17 protein-coding genes and 5 tRNA genes are annotated in these 25,344 nt (G+C 44.5%); 15 read left to right on the forward strand and 7 right to left on the reverse strand.

The genetic code is table 11. The features are described 5' to 3' along the window. Positions 1 to 134: 134 nt before the first annotated feature. The 3 genes from L2744_RS05260 (at position 135) to L2744_RS05270 (ending at position 7,918) form a co-directional block, all read left to right on the forward strand. Entirely contained in the window at positions 135 to 1,529 is a 1,395-nt protein-coding gene (locus L2744_RS05260; RefSeq protein WP_248990923.1) for a PhoH family protein, read from the forward strand. A gap of 211 nt (positions 1,530 to 1,740) precedes the next feature. Continuing rightward, on the forward strand, positions 1,741 to 5,445 hold the full coding sequence (locus L2744_RS05265; RefSeq protein ID WP_248990924.1) for a response regulator: 3,705 nt from the start codon (positions 1,741 to 1,743) through the stop codon (positions 5,443 to 5,445). Between the two features lie 70 nt (positions 5,446 to 5,515). Further along, positions 5,516 to 7,918: a zinc-dependent metalloprotease gene (locus L2744_RS05270; protein ID WP_248990925.1), complete on the forward strand. Its 2,403-nt coding sequence runs from the start codon at positions 5,516 to 5,518 to the stop codon at positions 7,916 to 7,918. A 28-nt stretch (positions 7,919 to 7,946) separates the two neighbouring features. Here L2744_RS05270 and L2744_RS05275 read toward each other — a convergent pair whose 3' ends face one another. After that, positions 7,947 to 9,755 (reverse strand): protein kinase domain-containing protein, encoded by a 1,809-nt coding sequence (locus L2744_RS05275; RefSeq protein ID WP_248990926.1) that lies wholly within the window; start codon positions 9,753 to 9,755, stop codon positions 7,947 to 7,949. A gap of 243 nt (positions 9,756 to 9,998) precedes the next feature. On the opposite strand from L2744_RS05275, the gene L2744_RS05280 reads away from it, so the two are divergent. Together L2744_RS05280 and L2744_RS05285 are read left to right on the forward strand one after the other, a co-directional pair. Further along, positions 9,999 to 10,340 (forward strand): hypothetical protein, encoded by a 342-nt coding sequence (locus L2744_RS05280; RefSeq protein WP_248990927.1) that lies wholly within the window; start codon positions 9,999 to 10,001, stop codon positions 10,338 to 10,340. Between the two features lie 103 nt (positions 10,341 to 10,443). Continuing rightward, a complete protein-coding gene (locus tag L2744_RS05285; RefSeq protein WP_248990928.1) occupies positions 10,444 to 11,100 on the forward strand; it encodes a thiopurine S-methyltransferase in 657 nt (218 codons plus the stop codon). 167 nt (positions 11,101 to 11,267) lie between these two features. Here L2744_RS05285 and L2744_RS05290 read toward each other — a convergent pair whose 3' ends face one another. After that, the gene (locus tag L2744_RS05290) at positions 11,268 to 11,459 is read right to left on the reverse strand and encodes a bacterioferritin-associated ferredoxin (RefSeq protein WP_011788027.1); all 192 of its coding nucleotides are present in this window, start codon (positions 11,457 to 11,459) and stop codon (positions 11,268 to 11,270) included. Positions 11,460 to 11,725: 266 nt separating this feature from the next. On the opposite strand from L2744_RS05290, the gene L2744_RS05295 reads away from it, so the two are divergent. Both L2744_RS05295 and L2744_RS05300 read left to right on the forward strand, forming a co-directional pair. Continuing rightward, positions 11,726 to 13,300 carry a methyl-accepting chemotaxis protein gene (locus tag L2744_RS05295; RefSeq protein ID WP_248990929.1) on the forward strand — a complete coding sequence of 525 codons (1,575 nt, stop codon included), beginning with the start codon at positions 11,726 to 11,728 and terminating at the stop codon, positions 13,298 to 13,300. A 257-nt stretch (positions 13,301 to 13,557) separates the two neighbouring features. Then, positions 13,558 to 13,893 carry a DUF3392 domain-containing protein gene (locus L2744_RS05300; RefSeq protein WP_248990930.1) on the forward strand — a complete coding sequence of 112 codons (336 nt, stop codon included), beginning with the start codon at positions 13,558 to 13,560 and terminating at the stop codon, positions 13,891 to 13,893. A gap of 15 nt (positions 13,894 to 13,908) precedes the next feature. Here the strand turns inward: L2744_RS05300 and L2744_RS05305 are convergent, their stop codons facing one another. The 5 genes from L2744_RS05305 to rsgA all read right to left on the reverse strand — a co-directional run bounded on the left by L2744_RS05305 (position 13,909) and on the right by rsgA (position 20,822). Further along, on the reverse strand, positions 13,909 to 14,631 hold the full coding sequence (locus L2744_RS05305) for a glycerophosphodiester phosphodiesterase (RefSeq protein ID WP_248990931.1): 723 nt from the start codon (positions 14,629 to 14,631) through the stop codon (positions 13,909 to 13,911). A gap of 14 nt (positions 14,632 to 14,645) precedes the next feature. After that, complete coding sequence (locus L2744_RS05310) at positions 14,646 to 17,852, reverse strand: mechanosensitive ion channel domain-containing protein (protein WP_248990932.1); 3,207 nt, start codon at positions 17,850 to 17,852, stop codon at positions 14,646 to 14,648. Positions 17,853 to 17,920: 68 nt separating this feature from the next. Then, the gene (locus tag L2744_RS05315) at positions 17,921 to 18,805 is read right to left on the reverse strand and encodes a DMT family transporter (protein WP_283103887.1); all 885 of its coding nucleotides are present in this window, start codon (positions 18,803 to 18,805) and stop codon (positions 17,921 to 17,923) included. A gap of 6 nt (positions 18,806 to 18,811) precedes the next feature. Next, a complete protein-coding gene (gene asd / locus L2744_RS05320; RefSeq protein WP_248990933.1) occupies positions 18,812 to 19,690 on the reverse strand; it encodes an archaetidylserine decarboxylase in 879 nt (292 codons plus the stop codon). Between the two features lie 67 nt (positions 19,691 to 19,757). Beyond that, the gene (gene rsgA, locus L2744_RS05325) at positions 19,758 to 20,822 is read right to left on the reverse strand and encodes a small ribosomal subunit biogenesis GTPase RsgA (protein ID WP_248990934.1); all 1,065 of its coding nucleotides are present in this window, start codon (positions 20,820 to 20,822) and stop codon (positions 19,758 to 19,760) included. Between the two features lie 112 nt (positions 20,823 to 20,934). On the opposite strand from rsgA, the gene orn reads away from it, so the two are divergent. The 8 genes from orn to L2744_RS05365 all read left to right on the forward strand — a co-directional run bounded on the left by orn (position 20,935) and on the right by L2744_RS05365 (position 25,295). Continuing rightward, complete coding sequence (gene orn, locus L2744_RS05330; RefSeq protein WP_248990935.1) at positions 20,935 to 21,480, forward strand: oligoribonuclease; 546 nt, start codon at positions 20,935 to 20,937, stop codon at positions 21,478 to 21,480. A gap of 111 nt (positions 21,481 to 21,591) precedes the next feature. Next, a tRNA-Gly gene (locus tag L2744_RS05335) sits at positions 21,592 to 21,667 on the forward strand. Between the two features lie 34 nt (positions 21,668 to 21,701). Beyond that, positions 21,702 to 21,802, forward strand: a tRNA-OTHER gene (locus tag L2744_RS05340). A 121-nt stretch (positions 21,803 to 21,923) separates the two neighbouring features. After that, a tRNA-Gly gene (locus tag L2744_RS05345) sits at positions 21,924 to 21,999 on the forward strand. Between the two features lie 256 nt (positions 22,000 to 22,255). Next, a tRNA-Gly gene (locus tag L2744_RS05350) sits at positions 22,256 to 22,331 on the forward strand. Positions 22,332 to 22,373: 42 nt separating this feature from the next. After that, positions 22,374 to 22,449, forward strand: a tRNA-Gly gene (locus L2744_RS05355). A gap of 595 nt (positions 22,450 to 23,044) precedes the next feature. Next, complete coding sequence (locus L2744_RS05360) at positions 23,045 to 23,500, forward strand: ferritin family protein (protein ID WP_248990936.1); 456 nt, start codon at positions 23,045 to 23,047, stop codon at positions 23,498 to 23,500. Between the two features lie 295 nt (positions 23,501 to 23,795). Beyond that, entirely contained in the window at positions 23,796 to 25,295 is a 1,500-nt protein-coding gene (locus L2744_RS05365; RefSeq protein WP_248990937.1) for an NAD(P)H-hydrate dehydratase, read from the forward strand. Positions 25,296 to 25,344 lie beyond the last annotated feature (49 nt).

Raw genomic sequence — 25,344 nt, forward strand, 5'->3', positions numbered from 1 at the left:
CCTTTAGCTTTTTTCGAGCTAGATGTTTGAACCTAAAGATCATTCTAACCTTATGCCAACCAAGTACAGGAGCCATGCAATCTAACGTGAGACAGGATGTAGCGTAGACATCAATCAAGCACTCTGGAGGCGCCATGGAACAAGACGACAGAAAGTTGTTTGTACTGGATACCAATGTGTTACTACATGAACCTTTGGCGATCTATTCGTTTAAAGAGCACGACGTGGTCATTCCGATGACAGTGCTAGAAGAGCTAGACCAGATAAAAGATCGAAAGAGTGATGTGAGTCGGGATGCTAGGGTGGCCATCAGGGCGTTGGAAGATACCCTAGGTGGTGATACCACACCTGAGCAGATTATTAATGGCGTACCACTGCCGAGTCGAGAGGGTCATGCCGATGCGATAGGGTCGCTCTCTATCTTCCCTGATCACCTTGTTGATTTTACCTTAGGCAGCTTGCCGGGAGATGGAAACGACAACCGCATTATCAACACCGCACTCCACCTACAAAACCTCCACCATCCACGTACCGTCGTATTAGTCACTAAAGACATCAATATGCGCCTTAAAGCCAAAGGTGCCGGCATTCAATTAGTGGAAGATTACCGTACCGACCAGTTGATTGATGATATTCGCTTCCTCAGTAAAGGTTTTTACCAATTTGAAGGCAATTTTTGGGAGCATTTAAATAAAGTTTCTACCGAGCGCCATGGCAGACATATTATCCACGAAGTGCCACTTAAGGATCTGGAAAACGATCAATTTTATATTAACCAATACCTTATCGATACCGAGTCCGACTTTTGTGGTCGAGTCACAGGGCGCACCGACACGCACCTACATATTTTAGATTTAGGCCGTGAACGGATGAAAAACCTTGAGGCTTGGGGGGTTAAACCTAAAAATGTTTATCAAGGCATGGCATTGCAGGCACTGCTCGATCCCGATATCGAACTCGTGATTTTAACGGGTCCCGCGGGTTGCGGTAAAACCTTGCTTGCCATGGCCGCAGCTCTGGAGCTTGTGGTTGAGCGTAACCGCTACGACAAGGTGATTGTGACCCGTAACACGCCTGAAATAGCGGAGTCTATTGGTTTTTTACCCGGCACTGAAGAAGAGAAAATGATGCCGTGGCTCGCCGCCATCACAGATACCTTAGAAGTGCTCCATAAAAATGACGTTAATCCGACGGGCAGCCTTAATTACATTATGGAAAAGGCCAATATTCAGTTTAAGTCGATTAACTTTATGCGTGGCCGCTCGATTCAAAACTCTATTGTGTTATTGGATGAATGCCAAAATCTCACCGCTTCGCAGATTAAAACCATGATCACGCGTATGGGTGAAGGCACAAAACTGATTTGTTGCGGTAACTTAGCGCAAATCGATTCTAACTATTTAACTGCAGTCACCTCTGGGTTGACCTACATAGTCGAGCGTTTTAAGGACTTTGAAGGTAGTGCTAACCTGTACCTCAATGGGGTTGTGCGTTCACGCCTAGCCGAATATGCCGAAGAACACCTATAGCAGCACTCGTTGAATGTTACAAAAGGTCTCATCTTTGAGGCCTTTGTTTTTCTCTGCTGATTTACACTTTTTTAATCGACTTATCATGGGCATGGATAGCATTAGTTCGGCAATTATTTAATGTGATTGGCGGTTTCTTCCTGCTACTATATTAGCCCTATAGCTTTCGTTACAGAGGGCTAATATAAAGCGCTGCAATCAAGGGTAGTGGATGAAATCGAGTGAGCCGGATCTTCAACTAAAATCGCCGATCCAAAAGAATTACAACCGTGCCGTTTTTTATACGTACATAGGCGTTATTGTCATGTCGTTATTAACTGCATGGATGTTTTTTGACCGCCAAAAAACCGAACAGATGGAACAGCGTGAAGAGCAAGTTGAGCGACATGTGTTGCAAATCGATCTGTTGCTTGAATCGAGTATTCGGGCTGTAAAAAGCTTGCGTGATGTTGCAGTCGATCATTTACGCTTAGGTGAGCTAGTACGAAAAGACCGCTTACCTCAGTACGGTAAATTTAACGAAAGTGGTCAATATTTTACCCTTGAGCCCAGTTATGCCAAGGGGGGTAAACCTTTTACCAATATGGGGAGGATTACCGGCGCGGGATCACTCGATGGTCGCAGTGACAAGTTTTATCAAGAACTTGAGATGCTATTTGAGCTATCACTGTCTTTCCCTGTTGCTAAAGAAGCTGCCCCTAAAGCTTCGGCAATTTATTATCTATCCAGACAAAGGATTATGTCCTATTTTCCTTGGACCAATGAGGATCAGCGCTTTAGGGACGAACTACTCAATAAGAAACAGTTCCAGTATGCGACTCCGGCGATGAACCCGCAGCGCAGTGTGTTTTGGAGTGAGGCCTATATTGATTCAACGGGCAAAGGTTTACTCACTACCTTAGGGGTTCCGATTTATCTAGATGATGAGTTTATTGGCTCTATTAACTTAGATATGACCCTTGCTTCGCTTGCGCGGCAAATCCGAGTCTATTTTAGAATGCCCGGCACTGTGATTTTGCTCGATCAACAGAACAATATTTTATCCCACAGTGATTTTGACAGTTCCGATATTAATCGGGTGTATCACATCAGTCAGCGCATTCCCTCTGAATTACATTCTTTGCCTGAGTCTGAATTGTTCGATGCCCATGAAGGCATGATCCGTAATGGCTACTATATCCACTCAGTGGCCTTACATAACGCGCCTTGGCGTTTGTTGTACTTGCAAGATGAAGACGATCTATTCCAAGACTCGTGGGAAAAATTACAGCTGACTTTTATCTTAGTGGTGATCGCACTGTCTGTACTGGTGACTATAGTGCATTGGCAAACGCGTCGCTCCTTTGTAAGCCCTGCATCACGTCTTTTGTCACACCTTGAGGGGTGTTCCCAAGAACCACGCAAACCACCAGAGAAAATCACCCACGGTTGGGAGCCTTGGTTCTTGTTGGTGAGTCGGATTTTTGAGGAAAATAAACAATATACTCACCATCTTGCCGAGCAGAATAAGCGGCTCGATAAACTCGTGGCGCGGCGTACTGAACGCTTGAAAGACACCACTGAGCGCCGCGAGCGTGAGTATGCACTGCTGCGTTCGCTCCTTGACTCCATTCCTGAAGCTATCGTCTTTAAAGACAAAGAAGGCAATTACCTAGGTTGTAACAAGGCTGCAGAGCGCATGCTGGGTTACACCGAGAGTGAGATGATTGGCCTATCATCGGAGGATCTCACTTCGCCGGAAATGGGTATTCGTATTCGGGCCGAAGATGAACAAGTTCTTAAAGATCGCACGCCACTGCGTTACCAAGAAAAAGTCGAGTTGGCGGGCAAACCTGTGTTGCTTGATACCCTAAAACTGCCATTTTATAACCGCCGCGGCGAGTTGCAGGGTCTGATTGCCGTATGGCGTGATGTGACGCGGGAATATGAATCTGCTGAGCAGTTACGCCTGTCTGAGGAACGCTATCACTTAGCCATGGATGCGGTAGAAGATGGGTTGTGGGACTGGTATTTAGATTCGGAGCAGATCATTTGTAACCCTGCGTATTATTCAATGTTGGGGTATAAAACGAATGAATTCCCAGCCTTAGTATCGGCAATAGATCATTTAACTCACCCAGATGATCGCATTCGAGTGGAAGAGTATCGTAACCAGTATCTACAAGATCCGGTTGATGCCTATGAAATTGAGTTTCGAATGTTAGGCAAGAATGGCACTTATCACTGGGTACTATCCCGCGGTCGGGTTGTGGAATTTACCGCCGATGGTCAACCAAAGCGGATGTTGGGTACACATAAAGATATTACCAGGCAAAAGAGTAATGAAGTCGCGCTGTTAGAAGCTAAGCAAGATGCGGAACTGGCGAACCTCTACAAGAGTGAGTTCTTGGCGAACATGAGCCATGAGATCCGCACGCCAATGAACGCTATTATCGGCATGTTGCAGTTAGCGCAGCGTACCTCCTTAAGCGTGCAGCAAAAGGATTATCTCGAAAAGGCGGGTTTCTCAGCTCAATCACTGCTACGAATTATCAATGATATTCTTGATTTTTCTAAGATTGAGGCGGGTAAGCTTGAGCTCGAACGGGTGCCATTTCCACTGGATAAAGTGCTTGATCATGCGCTTGATCTCAATGCCCTTAAGGCACAGGAACAGGGCGTAGAGCTTCTACTCTATGCCCCCGTAACGGCGGGACTAATCCTCAAAGGTGATCCACTGCGTTTAGGACAAGTGCTCATTAACCTGCTATCTAATGCGGTTAAATTTACCCCATCCGGTGAAATTGAACTGGGCTGTGAAGATGTGGGCGAGCGGGATCACCGTATTACCCTTAAATTCTGGGTGCGTGATACGGGTATTGGTATTAGCAAAGATCAACAGGAAAAACTCTTCGATGCCTTTGCCCAAGCCGATGGTTCCACTACCCGTAAATATGGTGGCACAGGTTTAGGTTTATCGATCAGTAAGCATCTCGTGTCTATGATGGGCGGTAAGATGCAAGTACAAAGTGAGCTTGGCGTCGGTAGTACCTTCAGCTTTACCATCAGTTTTGAAATTGCCGAAGAAGCTAAGGTTGAGCCGCTAGTCGTACCTGAAAAACTCAATAATTTACGTACGTTAGTTGTTGATGATAACCCGACTGCACTGCAAATATATTCCGCCGTGATGCGGGATTTCCACTTTGAAGTGGATACCGCCGCCAGTGGTGCCGAGGCGTTGTATAAACTGTCACGGGATCCTATCGATTTATTATTACTCGACTGGATGATGCCTGAAATGGATGGCAGTGATGTGATCAGTGCTATCGATACTATGGTCGCAGAGGGGCGGTTAGATAAGCGCCCCGTGATCATTATGATGACGGCCTATTCAGCAGAACCCTTGCAGTATGAAGTGGAGAGTGCCAACGTATTTGCTGTGCTGCAAAAACCCTTTAAAGCATCGAGTTTGTTCGATGAGATCATCGCCGCCTTTGCCGATGAGCCGAGATTAAATGTGGCCCAATCGATGGAAGAGGCTGACGTTGGTGAGCACACAGGCTTAGTGCTGCTGGTGGAGGATAACTTTATCAACCAACAAGTCGCGACTGAATTGCTTAAGAGTGCAGGCTATGAAGTGGTGCTAGCCGATAATGGCCAAATCGCGCTGGATATTATCGACTCCCGTCCCTTTGATGCGGTATTGATGGATATTCAAATGCCGGTGATGGATGGGTTAACTGCCGCAAGAGCCTTGCGCGAGCGTTATAATGCAGATGAACTGCCTATTATTGCTATGACGGCCCATGCAATGTCAGGCGATAGGGAAAAAAGTTTGGCTGCGGGTATGAATGCCCATATCACTAAACCTATAGTGCTCAATGAGTTATTTGAAACTTTAAATCACTGGATCCAACACAAGAACCTGCATAGTTGATTTTTCGCTCGGGGCCAGTGATGGCCTCGCAGGGCGTTATGCCCTGCAGCCAGCGGTATTAGGAGGAAGAATGAAACCCCATAACTTAGCCTTAGCCTTAATTCTCTTAGGGTTGCCTGTTATCAGTGTCGTGGCCAGCGAACCTAGCACTAAGATTATTAAACAGAGTCAAGAGGCAAAAGGGTTTCTTAACCTTTACTACGAAGCATCTCAGGGGCAGTTATACCTTGAAGTGAGCCGCCTCAACCAACCCTTCTTATTAGTCACTAGTCTGCCAGAGGGCGTCGGTTCAAGTTACGTTGGTTTAGATCGCGGTCAGCTTGGTCACACGCGTATGGTGCAGTTTGAGCGCCAAGGCCCCAATATATTACTTAAGCAGATCAATACCCAATACCGTGCCAATACCCTAGATATTGCAGAGCAAAGGGCCGTTGAAGAAGCCTTTGCTGACTCAGTGTTATGGCAAGGGAAGGTGATTGAGGGTAAACCCGATTTTGTGGCGATAAATAATCTCGTTCTCAATGACTTACACGGAGTATCTTCGGTATTACAACAAACATCACAGGGGGATTATCAGCTCGATCTGAGTCGGTCAACCATCTTACCTGCTGGGGTTAAATCCTTTGAGAAAAACGCCGATGTCGATGTGCAGCTCACGTTTAACAGTGCTGTGGCGGGGGAAGAAGTTGCCAAGGTCACACCCGATGGCACTCTGATGTCGGTTAGGATGCGTTATTCCTTCGTTGAACTCCCCGATGAGAGTTACCGACCAAGGGCTTATCATCCTATGAGTGGTTATATGTCCGATGAATATCACGACTATGCGACCGATTTTGATCAACCTCTAGTGCAGCGTTTTATCCTGCGCCATCGTTTGCAGAAAGTGGCGCCGGGCCCTTTGCCGAGCAAAGTGGTTAAGCCTATCGTGTATTATCTTGACCCCGGCGTACCTGAGCCGATCCGTTCCGCCTTACTTGGTGGCGCGAGATGGTGGGAGACTGCATTTACTCGGGCGGGTTTTATCAATGGCTTTAAAGTGGAGCTATTGCCACAGGATGCCGATCCGCAGGATATTCGTTATAACATGATCCAATGGGTGCACCGAGCAACACGGGGCTGGTCCTATGGCGCTGCATTAACCGATCCGCGCACGGGTGAAATCATTAAGGGCCAAGTCACGCTAGGTAGTTTGCGTGTCCGTCAGGATTATCTCATTGCCAAAGGGTTAACCGCAGGTTGGCAGGATAGGGTTGCGGCAGAGAAGGCCGCAACTGAGCTATCTTTAGCACGTCTTCGCCAATTGGCGGCCCATGAAGTGGGTCATACACTCGGGCTAGATCATAATTTTGCCGCCTCGACCAATCAGGATGCATCCGTGATGGATTATCCCCATCCTAAGATTCAGTTAAAGGGCAATGATATTGATATTTCAGCGCCTTACACCACGGGAGTTGGCCCTTGGGATGATTTTGCCATTACTTACGGTTACAGTGATGAAGGGGATGCAATCGCTCAAAAAAATCTACAAACCCAATTATTGGCTGAGGTAGCGAAAAAGGGCCTACGTTACATTGGTGAAAACGATTCTCGCCAAAAGGATGCCAGCCAAGCCTATGCTAGCCTGTGGGATAGCGGTGATGATCCTATCGCCCAACTGGCTATGCTCGATAAAATTCGTACCAAAGCCATTGAAGGTTTTTCCAGTGCGGCGCTACACCCTAGTGAACCGCTAGGGGAATTAGCCGATGCCTTTGCCCCCATTTATTTGCTGACACGTTATCAAATCGATGCCGTTGCTAAGTTTATTGGTGGGACTGACTACAATTATCAGTCCATTGGTGAAGGTAGTCGCTGGAGTTATATCGCACCCCAGTTGCAGTTAACTGCGTTAGACACATTGTTAAAAACTGTAGATGCAACCAGCTTAACCGTACCTCAGCTTTTGCTCGATAGTTTAGTACCCAAGGCGGGGAATTACCGCGTTACTCGCGAATCCTTCGATTCAGGCCTAGGTGCGATAAATGATCCTTTAGGCATGGCAGAAGTGTTTAGTCGCCATACCGTCAGTTTGTTATTGATGCCTAAGCGTTTAAACCGTGTGAGCCAAGCAGCGATGGCGGATAATGAACAACTCTCGGTGGCAAGTTTGCTAGATAAATTATTTGCGGCCACCCTGTACCAAGAAAACCAGCTTGGGCTTGTTGAAGGCGTGTGGATGCGGGTCAATGCTGTGGTGATTGATGAAGTGCTCGCAACGCTGCACGATCCACACACTTCACCCGAGGTGAAGGCGGTGATCAACGATCGCGTTCAGTTTGCGATTAAGCAATTAAAAGCTAAGGCAAATCGAGCTAATATCAATCGCGCTGCTCACTATAATTGGTTGCAGCAGGGGCTGAGCGTGGGGCTAACCGATGCCAAGGCCAAGCTCATTGCTAAGCCGTTAATATTACCGCCAGGCCCACCGATTTAACCTCAAGATAGTGTTGAAGTAGGCGCGATTAGGCGCCTATTTCTTTAGGATTTTTGGGGTAAAAATGATCGGCTTTACGTTCTAGATGGGTAAAGCGACGGGTGTTTTTGTAGGGTAATTTCATAAAGCCAGAGACACCATGACCTTGGATCTTACCCACATGGTGCAAAATACGATCTAGGCTAGCGCGAAATGCCGCCTGTTTACGTGGATTCAATAACTTTAAATAGCTGTGGATTTTTAGGTGATTCGGTAGCGCCTCAAAAATAATGCAACCCGTGTGATGGATCTGGTTGATACGCGCCAATTCTTCCATAATTTCGACGGGTAACTCGAGGTTTTCATCGGGATCTTTACCATCCTCAAAGTAGGAATGTAAACGTGATTTATCTTCTAGGGTGGGTACATCGCCGACTTCAAAGGGTAATTGCCGATCGGCACTGGCGACAAAGGGTTCGTTGGTGCAGGTCCGTTCGATATGCAAAGTGTCTTTAGCATTAAAGAAGCAGGCCTTAAAAACCCCAATACGTTTAATCCCCCGTGCTAGGGTAACCATATTATTGACCGCAATGATCAAGGCGCTTTTTTGTTTGGCATCATAAATGGCAAGATTAGAGTCGATAAATACACCACTTTCCCGCCAGTGGATCGCAAGCCCTCCCACGATAGGATATTGAGCTAAACGACCAACGGCGGCGATAAAACCTTTTTCGGTATCACCCATACCTGCGAGGAAGTTTCGATAATACTTTTCGAGCTGAATATCATCCATCTTAGCGATGGGATCTTGGGCGTTATGCTCCTTTAAAAAGGATTTACGTGAACTGTAGCTAACGGTTTCCACATCTTTATCGCGGGATTGTACCCAGACGGGGATTTCCCCCTGTAATTCGGCTTTAGGCAACTCGGGTAAATGTAATCTATGGCTGTGTCTCATGCTCTTTAAAAAGTAATCCCCCGCCATATTACGTTGCTGAGGATCGCTACTGAGCATTCCCTCTAAGGTGCGGGCGAGTTCTATGGGTAAACCTATGCTAGTGGGGGGAATAACTTGAGCGCCGAAGCGGCTTGCCTGGCCTGATGCTAGGGCATATAAGGTGGCGGCGACGCCCTGTTCGTCAAAGCGTGGGCTTGAGAGTGCACCGTTAAGTTGTTCTTCGCCAATAAAGTACACATCCCCCATGCGTGCATTGGTATGTTGTTGATCGCTCGACATGAGTGCCATCACATTGTCTTCAACGGGCTTATTGTGCTCATCGCGCTGGGCAAATACTGCCGATCCCCAATCGATCAAAGACAAATGCTGGCTTTGGGTATCGTAGACTAAGTTTGATGGCTTGATATCGCCATGAACCAGCGGTTTACCTGTGCGTAGATAATAAAGAATATCAGCGAGTTGGCGGGCGATACTCACCACTATTGCGGCTGGAAGTGCGCCTAAACGACGGCAAAGTTGCTCAAGATCTTCCCCTTTAGCGCGCTCCATCACGAGAATGCCTTGCTTACCTACTCGCTCAAATTTGATTGCTGCGGGCACATTAGGGTGAGTGAGTAAGGACAACATAAAAGCTTCTTCTTCGAGCCTATCTTGAATATGTTGTGGCAGATTAATCCTTGAAAACTTAAATACATGGGCTTCGCCCGCCTGATTGATACCGGCAAACACGAAGCCATAAGCGCCCTTGCCGATAAATTCAATATCTGAATAACCCAGCTTACTCAGTTGCTGTTTACATAGGCGGATCCACGCTTTGTGCTTGCGGGCATCATTGGCCTTGAGCAAATAAATGGATTGCTCTTCAGAAATGTAAAAATGCTGTAGCTGGGGTGTTTGCAAAATCCTGCTCCTTATTTTTCGACTTAACCTGCTTTGAGCTGAAATATCTCAGTCAGGTTGAACTCGCATTTTGAGGTTGCTTGGGTCCTAGCGCAAGTCCTAGGCTGCCTATCGCATCATTTCGTCGCTGACTTTGACTTATATCAAGTTAAATCGTGGCAACTATAGGTAATCTTTGGGGCATTGGATGGGATAAATTTTTGTTAAATAAACCCACAGACAGAGTGCATTAAAGGAGGGTATATGCCCACCCAATATAAAGCGTTATTGATCGAGTTATTGGAATATCCACGCAAGCGTATTTTGCAGTCGATGGAAGTGACCCATTGTCCCCATGCTGTGTTTTTTAATGACAGTGATGAGCAATGCTTAACTTGTCATCAGGGCATGGAATGTATTTGGATGAACCAAAACGATGAACTCGTTGCGGTGGATAAAAAATCGATTGCCGAGTTAAAACAGCAATTACTGATCGCTGTAGACTTTATTGATTCCTCATTGAGTCCGCATCACCTATCACGTCGTCAGTGTCAGTGCGACAACTGTGTATGGCTTCGCAAGGTACAGGAGGCGTTAGATCAGTAAGTTAGTTTTTACATCTCTAAGAGTGATTTGTTTCATTAGCGGTTTTGCATCCATTCGGAAATGCCATTAGAGTAGGGCAACTTTAGTTATTTGAGATATATCAATGGAACCCGGTTTTTGGCATGAAAAGTGGCACCAGCAGCAGATAGGCTTTCATCAACAGGATATTAATCCCTTTCTCGTTAAGTATTGGCAACGTCTGGCATTACCAGAAGATGCCAAAGTCTTTGTTCCTCTGTGTGGCAAATCCTTGGATATGTGTTTCTTGGCCGAGCAGGGGCACCAAGTCATAGGATGTGAGTTGAATGAATTAGCGGTGCAGCAGTTTTTTAGCGATAACCAACTCGAGATGACACAAACTACCGTGGGTGAGCATCAACACTATCAAACCGAGCAAGTGAGTTTGTATCAAGGTGATATTTTCACTTTACCTAAGAGCATTACCCAAGATGTGACGGCATTTTATGATCGTGCGGCGCTCATCGCTTGGCCGGAAAGTATGCGCGAACAATATGCCAAGCAGCTAGCTAACTTATTACCCCGCGGTAGCGTCGGTTTACTTGTTACCTTAGATTATCCGCAAGAAGCATTAAGCGGCCCACCATTTGCGGTATCGCCCACTTGGGTTGATGTCCATTTAACCGATGATTTTGAGATCCAAGCACTCGCTTGCCAAGATGTATTAGCCGATAACCCTAGATTCGTTAAAAGAGAGGTTTCTTGGTTAAATGAAGCTGTCTATCTCTTAAAAAGAAAATAGCCTTTATTGGGTCTTGATAGCATCCCATTGAAATAATAAGTTTTTATTAGCTAAAGCTTGGGTTTTATGGGATGTTTATCAATAAAAACTAATGTTTAGATAGTAAAGTTTGTGGGTGTTCTAATGCGGGGAAATCGTGCTATCACAATGACTGCAATCTGAGTTGCTTATGCCACTTCATAATATTTAGGTTCTAGTTCTAATTGATTCTGGATTATCTGTACGGCCATTCTTGCGCATTTGCCACATTGATCGGCAACACCTAAACGCTTTTTTACATCAGCAAGGGAACTATCGCCCTGGCTTACCGCATTTTTAATTTGCGTATCAGTGATCGCATGGCAAAGACAAACGTACATATATTAGTCTCCAAAAGGAATTGAGCCAATTCTAAATGAAAACGCTTATCAAATGCAATACAGTGTTGAAAACAGATCTAAGAGAGTGCTAAAAAGTTTAACGATTTGTTATTCGGCGCACGTTTTTTAGGCTATGCTCTGCGCTCTGGTGCCTAGAAATGGGGTGGCAATTTTAGTAAAGATAAACAACTGCTCAGGGTGATGCCTCATGGACGGGTTGCTCATGGATGACTAAAAAACATTAATCGTTATTCCATAAGGTGATCATGAGAAAAAATTTACCAGTCACACAACGTGAATATGACTATCCTGCAGATTGGATCCTATTATCGACAACGGATACTCAGAGTCATATCACCTACGCTAATGCCTTATTTTGTGATGTTGCCGGTTATGAGCTCGATGCCATGTTAGGCCAGTCCCATAATATGGTTCGCCATCCGGATATGCCTCCACAAGCGTTCGAAGATCTTTGGAAAAAAATCAAAAAAGGGGAGCCATGGAAGGGTATCGTCAAGAACCGCTGTGCCAATGGTGACCACTATTGGGTCGATGCTTATGTCTCACCCATTTCCGTTAATGGTCAAGTCGTCGAGTTTCAATCGGTACGCACTAAGCCTAGCCGTGAGCAAGTTAAGCGAGCTGAGTCTGCCTATGCTGCATTGAATAAAACAGGCAGTGTCACTGCGTTAACGCGTACCCTAAGTATGCCAACTAAGTTGTTGTTAGTCGCTCTGATTGCTTTGCTACCTATTTTGTACCTCGCTATTCAAGTTGGCTTAGTTGGATTTATAGCCTTAATCTTTAGCTTAGTGGTATTGCTGTTGGGTGGGCATCTGGTGCTTGGGCGTTACTATGTCTTAGTCGAAAAAGCGAAGCGAATCTACGATAACCCTCTAATGGCCCATATCTATAGTGGTAGTAGTGATGATCTCGGAGCTATCGATCTGGCTCTTCAAATGCAAAATTCCGAGCTTAAATCGATTCTTGGTCGTGCGTCGGACTCCTGTCATAGCGTGAGTGAAAAAGCAAAAATTTCGGCCGCTAAGGGAGAGGAAATCCAGAGCACGAGTCAGTCTCAGCTCTCTGAAATTGAGCAAGTTGCTACAGCAATGCAGCAAATGACCGCCACTTTAGGGGATATGTCATCTAACTGTGCCGATACCGCCAGCGCCTCTCAAATGGCTTCGGCCGAAACCATTAATGGTGACAAGAGGGTTGCGAGTACGATTAGCTCTATCCAAGCTATGGCTGAACAGTTGCAGGAGACTTCTAAGGTGATTATTCAATTAGAAGCCCACAGCAAAGATATAGGAACTGTGCTTGACGTTATTCAGAGCATTGCCAGTCAAACTAATTTACTGGCACTTAATGCGGCAATTGAGGCGGCTCGAGCTGGAGAACAAGGGCGAGGATTTGCTGTTGTCGCCGATGAAGTGCGTGCATTGGCACAGCGTACCCATGATGCGACTGAACAAATTCATAATATGATTAATCTGTTGCAACAGGGAACCCATAAGGCAGTGGTGAGTATGCAGCATGGATTAGATGCCGCTTCACAATGTATTTCAACTGCCGATCTGGCGGGGGCAGCCCTGCAAACGATCCGCGAAGCCATAGCAACCATCACCGATATGACTCACCACATTGCTAGTGCAGTGGAAGAACAATCGAGTGTAGCGAAGGAGATGAACCGCAGTGTGGTTAATGCTGCGCAGTTTACCCATTCAAGTCATCAGCTTGGCAGTGAAATGGTCGGGTTAAATGATGAAGTCATTCGAGAAATGGATTCCCATTCTGTATTAGTTGGCCAATTTTTAAAGCGAAGTTTTAAGGTTTAGTTGCCTTAATCAAATGCTGTGGGATAAAGGCAATAAGCGTGGCTATTGCCTTTTTTATTTCTTTTAATAGCCCTTAGTAAAATGAATTGGATATAGCAAAGGTTAAGGTATTTTTGCCTAAAAATAGCGACGATTTGTTCGGGTGAGTAAGAGTAACTTGTGCCCCATGGCATCTGCCTTTATGCTGTTATTGTTATTTTTCAATGCACTGTTGTAGCCAGTATTTGGTTTGAGAACAGCTTTCTAGGTTGAATATTATGTTTGAACAGTTAGTCGCCATTATCGCCCAATTGGGCAATATGCTTCGCCCTTGGGCATTTGATATTGCCACCGCTATGGTGGTGTGCCTGATTTTGGTTTTTTCAGCGGATGTAAACCGTATCTTAAGGCGTCATCTTTTAGGGTATTCCTTCGTACTGCGGACCTTCGTCTTTATCATTCTAAACGCTTTTGGCTATGGTCTGTTAATTATCAAAGCAACGCCTTGGATGGCAAGGCATATCGTTGCCATGCCATCCCATTGGATGTTTCTGTTAATTGTGGCCATGTTTATTTTTATCGGTTATTGGGCTCAGCGAAATAACCAAGCTTGATCTCGTTGCTAGCGTTTACTCAAAGTAGCCTTGGTAATGGATGGTGGCAGCTTGAGTTAGGGCGGCCATAGCGCGATCGGGATAATTACTGAAAATACCATCGACCCCCATTTGCCTTAGTGCGTGAATATCATCGCTATGGTCGACGGTATACACATACACCTTAGCGCCCCTTTGGTGGGCATCATCCACGAGTGCTTGGCTGATAAAACTGACATCTAAGTGCAAAGAGTAAGCATTGAGTTGGCTCACCACTGCGGCACCATCTAGGGGGATACTGGCGAGTAGCGGGGCAACTAAGGCCTGAGGTAATGCTGTCTTAATGTCACTTAGATAGGGATGATTAAAGGAGGAAATCAATAGCTGCTCTGAAGTGAAACCCAGTTCATTCAATATCTTTGGATATAAGTCGAGTAGGAGCTGAACAGTATTTATCCCTTTTAACTCAATATTCACTATGCAGCGTCCGGCTATGAGTTCCAGTATTTGCCACAGTGTCGGTATGGGTTCGCCCTTTACATTTACCCCAGCCAAATAATCTTTAGTCACCATGTGGATAACACCCGTACCCGAGCTTTTGTTATCAAGGCGTCTATCGTGAAATACCACTAACTCACCTTCGACATTATGCACATCTAATTCAACTGCCTTTGCACCTAGTTCGAGTGCTTTTTCCATCGAGGCTAAGGTGTTTTCGACCTGATAACCGCTGGCTCCGCGGTGAGCAAAAATAAGCATTTTCAGCAATCCTGTTAGCTTTTAATGATGCCGACTTGCTCCCGATGCTGACCATTTTTGATATGGATTTCCATCTGAGGGTAGGCGAGTTCTAAATTGTTTTCTTTCAGTTTCTTGGTAATACGTTTATGTAAATCATGGCGTAGAGGCCAGCGAGCCGACATTTCTTTAGCATAGGCGCGTACCTCATAGTCTTGTGTATGTTTACCAAAACCGGCGAACCAGACTTCTGGCTCAGGGCTAGGCAGTGCATCTTCGCACTCCTGTACCGCTTGATAGAGGGTAGCTTCCACTTTAGCGGGATCAGAATCCCGTGCTACCGACACGTATACAATAACCCGAGTAATAGGATCTGATAATGACCAGTTGATTAATTGCTCGGTAATAAATGCCTTGTTTGGAATGATAATTTCTTTCCTGTCCCAATCGATAATCGTGGTCGCGCGGATTTGGATTTTACTGACTGTTCCAGTCAGATCTCGGATAGTGACGGTATCGCCAATCCGGACGGGTTTTTCAAATAAAATAATTAAACCCGAAATAAAGTTGGCAAAAATTTCTTGTAAACCAAAACCTAAACCGAGCGAGAGCGCCGCTATTAACCATTGCAGCTTGGACCATTCCATCCCCAGATTTGAAAAGCCAATCAATAACCCTAAAAAGACGACTAAATAGCGGCTTACTGTGGTAATCGCAAAACCTGTGCCGGGCGAAAGATCTAGCCGCTGGAGGAGCATTAGCTCCAGTAAGCCTGGCAGATTAGTCGCTACCATTAATGAAAAGCCGACAATAATTAACCCAAACATGAGGGATTTCATTGTAATAGGTAGTTGCTGTTCTAACCCATTGACACTTGTGTTGGTTGTCCACAGCGTTATGCCATCGAGAAAGGAAAATAGAGCAGTATGGGTTTGGGTCCACAAGCCAATTAAACTGGCTAAAAAGGCCAGTAAAAGCAATGATCGGACAAGGCCCAATGATTGGCTCGAAATAGTTTCGAGGTCGACGACTGGTTCTTCATAGGTATCGATGCCGTCATTCGATAAATGGTGTGTTTCGTGTTTTTCTCTTTGGGCTAATCGTTCTGCACGTTTGGCTTTTGCGCGATCAAAAGCGATGCGTCTGCGCTCAATCAACATCCAGCGTTTGATAAGTTGATATAAGAGTAAGAAGCCTAAACCTAATACTAAGGAGAGTTGTAGTTGTAACAACATTTGGAAAGCGGTGAAGTAATAGCCTCTAAAGGCAAGACCAGCGCTGAACAATGGTACAACAATTAACAAAGTCCAAAGCATTTTTTGGATGAGTTTTTTGTTTTTACCATCCTTCTTCGAATCGATGTTTTGGCGACTGAGAGCGAAAATATCTTTATATAATAAGAATAAAACAATACAAAAAAGAATAAATGCCCCACGTCCTATGCTATTACGCACCAAGGATGCATCAAGTACTTCAGTAAACCCCATTAAACCAAGCAGCGGACTGACCACTAATACAAAATGTTTTAGTCTAAATTGACCCGCTTGAATAAGTTTAGAAGGGCGTTTGAAGTGACCAACAAGTACCCCTTTATCGAGCGCTAAAATGAAAATTAAGCGATACAGTAAGTAAACTGATCCAATAACTAAAATTCCCATACCGACTGCCTGCACGAAGTTGCGTTCGGACTGATAAAAAATCAACCCAGCAATAATAACGGGCAATGGCTTTATCAAGGCGTAACAAACACTACAGATAAGCGCTTTTAGGGTATAAATAAACTTATCTTGAGTTACATTGCCGACATAAGTGGTGTAGTGCGTCAGTAGACGATTGAACTTGGGTGTAATTAAATCTTGGGTCACTAAACACAGTACCAATAATATGATCCACCAGGACCAATAATCGTTCTGTTCTTGCCAAGCTTTAGGCAGTTGTTTCCATTGTGCTTCTTGGGCTAGCCAGATCGTGCTGCGTTGTATATCGGTAAACCATAACTTATTGATGCTAGCCGCATTAGGAACCCAAAATAAATGCTCGTTAAGGGTATTTTTTAGGGTGAGATGTTGTTGACTAAGTTGCTGATAATTAACTTTAAGTTTACCTAGCTCACTTAAATATTGATCATAACTCTGCATCAACTGCACAATAAGCGCTTGTTGGGAGGTTAACAGCTTAATTTGGCCGTCATTATACAGTCCTGGTTGTTCTAATTCTTGATCATTGAGGGCTTGTTGCTGCTCTAAATGGTATCTGTCTAAGCGCGCATCGGCTATCAAGGTTTGTAGCTTTTCGTGGTTTGGAGGCTTAGGCAGCGATTGCAACATTTGCAAAAAACGTTCCCCAAAGGCCGAGTTCATTTTTACCCAAGTAATTTGTTCTTGAATATTTGCTAGCTGCTTAGCCTGAGACTGATATTGGATTTCAGCTTGTTCCTGCTGCTCAACTACATTGTTGATTTGTAAGGTTAAGGTTTGTAGTTTTTGACCGTAGATTTGATTTGTATCGGCAATATTACGCGTAACCGGATCTAACACATTGTTATCCGTATCCACTAGGTTTTTAGCCAGAGTGGCATCGGTTTGCTGTTGGCGCTGCTTATTAATCGCCTTGTTGATCGCTTCGATCAGCGCTTCTTGCTGGATCAATTGTTGGCGTACTAACTGCAGTTGCAGTTGGGCTAACTCGATACGCTTTTGGCTACTGGCAAGCTCAGCTTCATTGGTTGCAAGGCTTTGTTCGAAGAAGAGTCGTTGAGTTTGTTGTAACTCTCCCGAAGGGGTATCTAAGGGCGCTAACTCGGTTTTTTTATTTTGCACCACATTTTGTCTTGCTGTTGCAATCACCGAGGGTAAAAGATTGTGGCGCTGCAGCAATGCATTAACTTGATTACCTAATGCGGCTTCGCTTTCTTTGAGTTCAGAAAGGCGTGAATAAGCGATTGATGCTTGTTGGCTAAGATCGGTGTTTCTTTTGAGTTTTAACGTTTTTGAGGCTTCTTTTAACCTTTGGTTAATCTCTTTTTTATGATCTTCAAAGTCGAGTTGTGCCTGTTGAAAACTGGCCGCATTGGCTGCCAGTTTATCTATGTTGTTCTTTAATTCGGTAATTTGTTGATCAATGCCAGCGGTTTGTTGCTGATTTTTATTATTTAGTCCAAGACGTTTATCCAACTGTAGGGGAGAGTTGGCAAGGGTAGAGAATGAGAAAAAAACAATAATGAACAATAAAATACGTGACATATAGACAGAAATACTTAGGGAAAAAAGACGCCATCATCTTAGCCAAAATAGGGCTAGATTGGTATGTTTCAGATACTCTTTTTTCGCCTTTGCGACTGATGGGATTGATGGGTTTCAAAGATGGCGGTAGCGACTATGATAGTCCCGCCAATGAGGGTGTTGAGATTTAAGGTTTCACCTAAAATAATCAGCGCCAGCATCGCACCATAAAAAGGCTGTAGACACGAGACTAGTCCAACGGTTTTTGCACTTAATTGTCTTAGGGCTGAAGTAAATAGTGCATGTGGCGCCGCGGTAAATACTATGCCAAGTAGAATGATTAATCCCCATACTTCCAAGGAGATGCTATTAAGTTGTGTTTCATGCCAAGGCATAAGAAACACAGCCGCCACTAAGGTTTGGTAAAACATAGCATGTGGGCCGCTGTACTGAGTAAAGTAGCGTTTTTGCAGCAGATTTCGGGCGGTAAATAACATGGCAGAGAGAATACCAATGGCGATGCCTAAGGTGGTGTCATTGCCAAGGTTTGCCTCCGGGATCAGTAATATCACCCCAATAAAAACTAAAATTCCGCTTATCATATCGAGTAATTTGATTTTATTGCCTGTCAACAGGGGTTCGGCAATGACAGTCATCACGGGATAGGTGAAAAATGCAATCATGCCAATAGCAACGGAGGAGAGCTGCATGGCCGCAAAGTAAGTAACCCAATGGAGACTGACAATAACGCCAAGTGCGATAGCAATGAGGTAATCTTGTTTGCTTGCTAAGCCTAGCGACTTACGACTGAATTTAACCAATAAAGCTAAAACAACTGTGGCTACGATACAGCGCAAAAAAGTGATATCAAGGGCGCTTAATGGGATCAACTTAGAAAACAAAGCTGTGCCACCAAACATCAGCACAGCTAAGTGTAATTCAATTAATCCTGAAGGTTTAGATGTTGAAGCCAAGAAAGATTAGTCCGCTTGCTTAACATGATTAAGATTTGCAAAGGCCTGTCCCATACGTGTTATTGCTTCGGCTTCAACTCCTTCGGCGAAGGTATCGATAGCGTCTTTTGCAAATAACATTACCACAGTACTGCCTAACTTGAATCGACCCATTTCATCCCCCTTGTCTAAGGTGATGGCATCAGGGCCAACTGTGGGATATTCCCAAGTAAAGACTTGCTTACCTGTCGGAGGCGTGACTGTGCCGGCCCATACGGTTTCAATACTGGCAACTATGGTGGCACCGACTAATACCATGGCTAATGGACCCTGTGCGGTTTCAAAAATCGCGACCACACGTTCGTTACGAGCAAAAAGGCCGGGTACGTGTCTGGCGGTTAGCGGGTTAACCGAAAATAACTCACCGGGAACGTAGGTCATTTTTGATAATGTACCTTTTATCGGCATATGGATGCGGTGATAATCCTTCGGTGCTAGGTAAATTGTCGCAAAATCGCCATCTTCAAAACGTTTAGCGTCTTGGGCTTGATCGCCGAGTAAAGTCAGTGATGAGTAATGGTGACCTTTGGCTTGGAAGATACGACCGTCTTTTATTGGGCCGAGTTGGCTGACTGCACCATCAACCGGATGCACCATAATATTGGCATCTTGGTTTATCGGACGAATACCTGGTTTTAATGCACGGGTAAAAAAGTCGTTAAAGCTTTTATAGGCCTGCGGCTCGCTGTGCGCCGCTTCGCTCATGTCGATTTTATACTGTTTGATAAACCATTTAATGGCGGCGGTTGTTAATGCGCCAGCTTTGGCCGCAGCCAGTTTGCCAACTAAACGTGACAATAAATGTTTTGGCAGCATGTACTGCAGGGCAATTTTGACTTTATCCAATTTTAATTCCTTTTCTTACCTTTCTGCTCAAGTTTTACTGAGACCATTGTTATTTATCAATAAGTCGTTATTCATCGGTGGCCGCACGGAACTGCCGAGCATGGCGTTGTTCATCAAGACTGGCGATAATGCGATGGTAATTGTTGAAGCGATCTTCACTAATTTTACCTTCATCAACTGCGACTTTTAATGCACAACCTGGGTCGTCACCGTGTTTGCAGTCGCGGAATTTACAGCCACCTAGAAACTCACGGAATTCAATAAAACACCAACCTACTCGCTGTGCGGGTAAGTGCCAAAGAGCAAATTCGCGCACGCCAGGTGAGTCAATTAAATCGCCCCCGCTGGCTAAATGTAGCAATTTAGCTGTGGTGGTTGTGTGTTGCCCTAGGCCTGAGTTATCAGAGACATCGCCCACTAATAAATCTGCATCAGGTAGTAGCGCGTTGATTATCGAAGATTTCCCTACACCAGATTGTCCGGCAAATACACTGACTTTGTCTTTAAGCAAACCTTTGATGGTATCTATACCTTCACCTAACTTGCTACTGACTTTATACACAGGATAACCAATGTTCTGATAGCGTTTAAGTGCGGCTTCGATTGCTGGTGCTTCTTCAGGGTTTAATAGGTCAATTTTATTTAAAATAATGATAGGTGGAATATTGGTATCTTCGGCGGCGACTAAATAGCGGTCGATAATTTGGGTGGTAAAACTGGGTAAAACTGAAGATACAATCAAGATTTGATCGATATTCGAAGCGATAATTTTTACGCCATCGTATAAATCTGGACGCGTAAGTGAAGATCGTCTTGGGTGCACGGCTTCAACGATACCGGCAATACCACTATTCGCTTGGCTCTCAATGGCTAAGCGTACGACGACCTTATCACCTGTGACTAAGCTATTAATAGTTCGACGAATGTTACATCGTACTATTTGGCCGTCTTCGGTTTCAATATCGGCATGTTGGCCAAAACGGGAAATCACAGTACCGGGTTGTTCGGCATCGAGTGAACTATCCTGTAACTCTGGCGTATTTTTTTCGCCGCTGTCACGATTGAGTCGCTTCTCGTGATTAGCACGCATACGGCGTAATTGACCTTGGCTTAGGGGTTTCTTTTTACTCACTGATTCGTCTTCGTCAATTAGATGATTTTTTGTGTTGGAAAAAAGCAGTATGATACACGCTCTTGAATAAAAAAGCCTGAATTTAGGCTAACTGACATGATAAGGCTGATTTATGACGGCGGATGTAAATAATCTCATTTGGATCGATCTAGAAATGACTGGGTTAGAACCCGATGTCGACAGAATCATTGAAATTGCCACTCTAGTGACGGATCAAGAACTCAATATCATAGGTCAGGGCCCCGTGATAGCCATTCATCAGCCAGATGAAGTGCTTGCAGGAATGGATGATTGGAATCAAAAGCACCATGGTGAGTCTGGGTTGATTGATCGCGTTCGAGCCAGTCAAGATAATGAAGCACAAGCTGTGGCGAAGACGATTGCTTTTTTAGAGCAATATGTACCTAAAGGCGCTTCACCTATGTGTGGTAATAGTATTGGCCAAGACCGACGTTTCCTAAATCGTTATATGCGTGAACTAGAGGATTATTTCCATTATCGCAATCTTGACGTGAGTACAGTAAAAGAGCTGGTCAAGCGCTGGAGCCCAGAAACCATGGAGGGGTTTAAAAAGCAAAACACCCACCAAGCACTGCAAGATATTCAAGAATCGATCGCCGAATTACAGTATTACCGCAACAAAGTATTTAAAATTTGACCGATCAGCAGATAAATCTGTAAGAAGGGGTTGCAGCCGCATGAATTTTTCATATAATGCGGCCTCAACTTTTTGATGCAAACAGAGATGTTCTGGTCATTTAGATTGAATGCGACATTAGCTCAGTTGGTAGAGCGATACCTTGCCAAGGTATAGGTCATCGGTTCGAACCCGATATGTCGCTCCAAATTCAAGACTATCAGAGTCTTAAAATGTGAAATGCGACATTAGCTCAGTTGTGGTTTTGATATGGCGATACCTTTCTTTTTCAAGGTATAGGTCATCTGTTCGAACCGCTCTTGATTAAAATCATGTCGCTCCAAATTAAAACTTAGTGATTCACCAAATCATTAATACAGATTACGCGACATTAGCTCAGTTGATAAAGGTTGATAGGCGATACCTTTGTGAATGTTGAAGGCAAATGTGACAGCGATAATTATGCGACATTAGCTCAGTTGGTAGAGCGATACCTTGCCAAGGTATAGGTCATCGGTTCGAACCCGATATGTCGCTCCAAATTCAAGACTATCACAGTCTTAAAATGTGAAATGCGACATTAGCTCAGTTGTGGTTTTGATATGACGATACCTTTCTTTTTCAAGATATAGGTCATCGGTTCGAACCGCTCTTGATTAAAATCATGTCGCTCCAAATTAAAACTTAATGATTTACCAAGTCATTAATACAAATTATGCGACATTAGCTCAGTTGATAAAGGTTGATAGGCGATACCTTTGTGAATGTTGAAGGCAAATGTGACAGCGATAATTATGCGACATTAGCTCAGTTGGTAGAGCGATACCTTGCCAAGGTATAGGTCATCGGTTCGAACCCGATATGTCGCTCCAAATTAAAACTTAGTGATTCATCAAATCATTAATACAGATTACGCGACATTAGCTCAGTTGGTAGAGCGATACCTTGCCAAGGTATAGGTCATCGGTTCGAACCCGATATGTCGCTCCAAATTATGCGATATTAGCTCATTTGCGCTCTTAATATGGCGATACCTTTCTTTTTCAAGGTATAGGTCATCGGTTCGAACTGCTCTTGATTAAAATCATATCGCTACGATTTCCCAAATAGTCCTCTCTATTGTTTCATTTATACCAGTCTTGATTAAGTACCGTCTGCTGCAAACTCTCAATTCAGCCCCAACTTCCTAAAAACAATCCAACTTCCCTCTTAGACTCACCATTCGCCAGCAAAGGCTCTCCAAAGTCTATCGAGCTTGCCTGAACGCAAAATGTCCATTTAGCACTAGAGGTTCAGTGATGTGTTTTAATACCAATAGTATTTTGGCTATGCAGACACAGTTAATGTGAACATAGCCAATGTGATTGGTATAAGATCTCTTTTGGTTTTTCTATCTTATACAAACAGTGTGATAGGATTTAGGTGCGTGATCTGCACCTTGTTTATTCAAGTTTTCCTAAATTAGATGGATATGAGAAAGATAAACTATGACCTTGTTCAAATAATCGTAATGCGTTTACTTACATAATGAACCCAGACAAAGTTAATAGTGCCAAGTTGTTGGCCTGACAGTGGAGTGTTTTATATGCGTATTCAACAATTACGTGATCTACTTGAGTATGTGGCAAATTGCCGCTTAGATATGGCGCAACTCTATGGTCGTCTTATCAATCAAGCCGATTCGGCTCGTGTGAAAATGATGTTGGAGTATTTTGAATCGCATCAAAAAACTATGGCTGAGAAACTGCGCGATTACATGGACGATGCACCACATCGTATTCTTGATACTTGGTATAAAGACTTTACCTTTGAAGACTTTACTAAGCATTGCCAAGATACTATGTTGCCTGCAAATATGAATGAAGACGATGTGCTCAATTTACACTTAGACTTAGAAAATCGCCTGATAGGCTTGTTAGAAAAAACACTTAACTCAACCACGGCGGAAGATGCGCGTAATGCGTTAGCGAATTTGATCCGGGTGGAAAAAACGCAACAGCAACGCCTAGTGCATAGCACTATTCGGATGGATGATATCTAAATCTCCTGTATTGCCATTCACTTTACAAAGCCAGCATAGTGCTGGCTTTGTTGTCTCTATAGGCATCTCAAATTCGTGGATTGTGGGACTTTAAGCGCATTTTTGCGTATCAACTGATTTACGTCATGATTTTAGAGAGCGAATTTTGTTACTTTCCTGAACTATCGGTTGATTTTAACTTCGACTTCCTCAATTGGGGATATCAGATTGATAGGTTGTAATCATTTAAGGGCCTGATGGCAAATTTATAGTGTCTCACCTTGAAATTCATTTTTAATAGCGCAGGAGATCCTCTATGGCACAAGATTTATCTAGATTACCCACGGCGCTTTATACCCAGCAGCAAGTTAGGGAGGCTGAACTACTCGCTGTTGCACAGGGTGAAGTGACACTTTATGAGCTGGTTGAGAGGGCTGGATATGCGGCGTTTCAATATTTAGCAAAACATATTGCAACAGAGCACAATACAGAATCAACCCCTCTACTTATGCTTGTTGGCAGTGGTAACAATGGTGCTGATGCCTTAGTCTGTGCACGCCTCGCACTCGAAGCGGGTAATGTTGTTTCCGTGATACTGACTAAAACGACAGGTAGTGTGGAGTATGAGCGGGCACTCACAGCCTACGTTAACCAAGGTGGTTTAACTCAAGAAATAGATATTAATGTGATTTCAGAAGCTGAAATTATCGTTGATGGCTTATTAGGGACGGGTGTGCGAGGCGAAGTACGTGATGACATCGCCCAATTAATTAAGGCTGTTAATCAAAGTTCAGCTTGGGTGCTCAGTCTCGATTTACCGTCGGGGATTAATCCGGATACGGGTGCTGTGGCTAATGTTGCGGTAATGGCGGATGTTACCCTCTGTTTTGGTGGTATAAAGCAAGGCTTACTTACCAGCAAAGCACGGCATCATAGTGGATTTATCGAGTTTGCCGAATTAGGTTTAACCCCATTTTTTACCCAATCCAGCGTGCAGCGTGTTGGACGCGAAATCCTTAAAGATTACTTTGCGGCTCGGGCACGAGATAGCCATAAAGGTCAGTCTGGCAAGGTGACTGTCATCGGTGGTGACTTTGGTATGGCAGGCGCGATCCGTCTTGCGAGTGAGGCATGTTTACGGGCGGGAGCAGGGCTTGTTACTGTGATCAGCCGTCCTGAACATCAACTCACTGTGAATGTTTCTCGCCCTGAATTGATGTTTTGGGGCTGCGATCTGGTTGATATGGAAGTGTATCTTCGCCTCGGTTGGGCGCAGGTGATTGTGCTTGGACCTGGTTTGGGTAAGCATGATTGGGGTTATAACTTGTTTAAGGCCGCTGGGTTGAGTGATAAACCCTGTGTGTTAGATGCTGATGCGTTAAATCTTCTTAGCCATGAACCTCGCTGTCAAAATAACTGGGTACTCACACCACATCCCGGTGAAGCTGCTCGTTTACTCGGTTGCTCTGTTGCTGAAATTGAGCAGGATAGGTTTGCTGCCGCGCGCGCAATACAGCAAAAGTATGGTGGGGTTGTGCTATTAAAAGGCGCGGGTACTGTTATTTATGATGGTAAGACAATGGTCGTCGCGCCTGTGGGTAACCCTGGTCTTGCAAGTGGTGGGTGTGGGGATGTGTTATCTGGTATTATAGGCGCGCTCATGGCACAGGGTATGGATAACATGCAGGCGACAATTGTGGCCGTGGTTGTTCATGGCAGCGCTGCCGATCTTGCGGCCGCACACGGTGAGCGGGGTATGTTAGCAAGTGATTTAATGCCTTTTATTCGCCAATTAGTGAATAGTGATTTACTCTAGGCGGTATGTGAGACTCAAGCACCGAAGAGGTTTAATTTTTGTGCTTGAG

The sequence above is a fragment of the Shewanella profunda genome (assembly GCF_023283765.1).
Classification (GTDB): Bacteria; Pseudomonadota; Gammaproteobacteria; order Enterobacterales; family Shewanellaceae; genus Shewanella; species Shewanella profunda.

Excerpts from the sequence above, each read along its gene's own strand:
- L2744_RS05260 (WP_248990923.1), top strand. The coding sequence starts at position 135 with ATGGAACAAGACGACAGAAAGTTGTTTGTACTGGATACCAATGTGTTA.
- L2744_RS05265 (WP_248990924.1), top strand. The coding sequence starts at position 1,741 with ATGAAATCGAGTGAGCCGGATCTTCAACTAAAATCGCCGATCCAAAAG.
- L2744_RS05270 (WP_248990925.1), top strand. The coding sequence starts at position 5,516 with ATGAAACCCCATAACTTAGCCTTAGCCTTAATTCTCTTAGGGTTGCCT.
- L2744_RS05280 (WP_248990927.1), top strand. The coding sequence starts at position 9,999 with ATGCCCACCCAATATAAAGCGTTATTGATCGAGTTATTGGAATATCCA.
- L2744_RS05285 (WP_248990928.1), top strand. The coding sequence starts at position 10,444 with ATGGAACCCGGTTTTTGGCATGAAAAGTGGCACCAGCAGCAGATAGGC.
- L2744_RS05290 (WP_011788027.1), bottom strand. The coding sequence starts at position 11,459 with ATGTACGTTTGTCTTTGCCATGCGATCACTGATACGCAAATTAAAAAT.
- L2744_RS05295 (WP_248990929.1), top strand. The coding sequence starts at position 11,726 with ATGAGAAAAAATTTACCAGTCACACAACGTGAATATGACTATCCTGCA.
- L2744_RS05300 (WP_248990930.1), top strand. The coding sequence starts at position 13,558 with ATGTTTGAACAGTTAGTCGCCATTATCGCCCAATTGGGCAATATGCTT.
- L2744_RS05305 (WP_248990931.1), bottom strand. The coding sequence starts at position 14,631 with ATGCTTATTTTTGCTCACCGCGGAGCCAGCGGTTATCAGGTCGAAAAC.
- L2744_RS05310 (WP_248990932.1), bottom strand. The coding sequence starts at position 17,852 with ATGTCACGTATTTTATTGTTCATTATTGTTTTTTTCTCATTCTCTACC.
- orn (WP_248990935.1), top strand. The coding sequence starts at position 20,935 with ATGACGGCGGATGTAAATAATCTCATTTGGATCGATCTAGAAATGACT.
- L2744_RS05360 (WP_248990936.1), top strand. The coding sequence starts at position 23,045 with ATGCGTATTCAACAATTACGTGATCTACTTGAGTATGTGGCAAATTGC.
- L2744_RS05365 (WP_248990937.1), top strand. The coding sequence starts at position 23,796 with ATGGCACAAGATTTATCTAGATTACCCACGGCGCTTTATACCCAGCAG.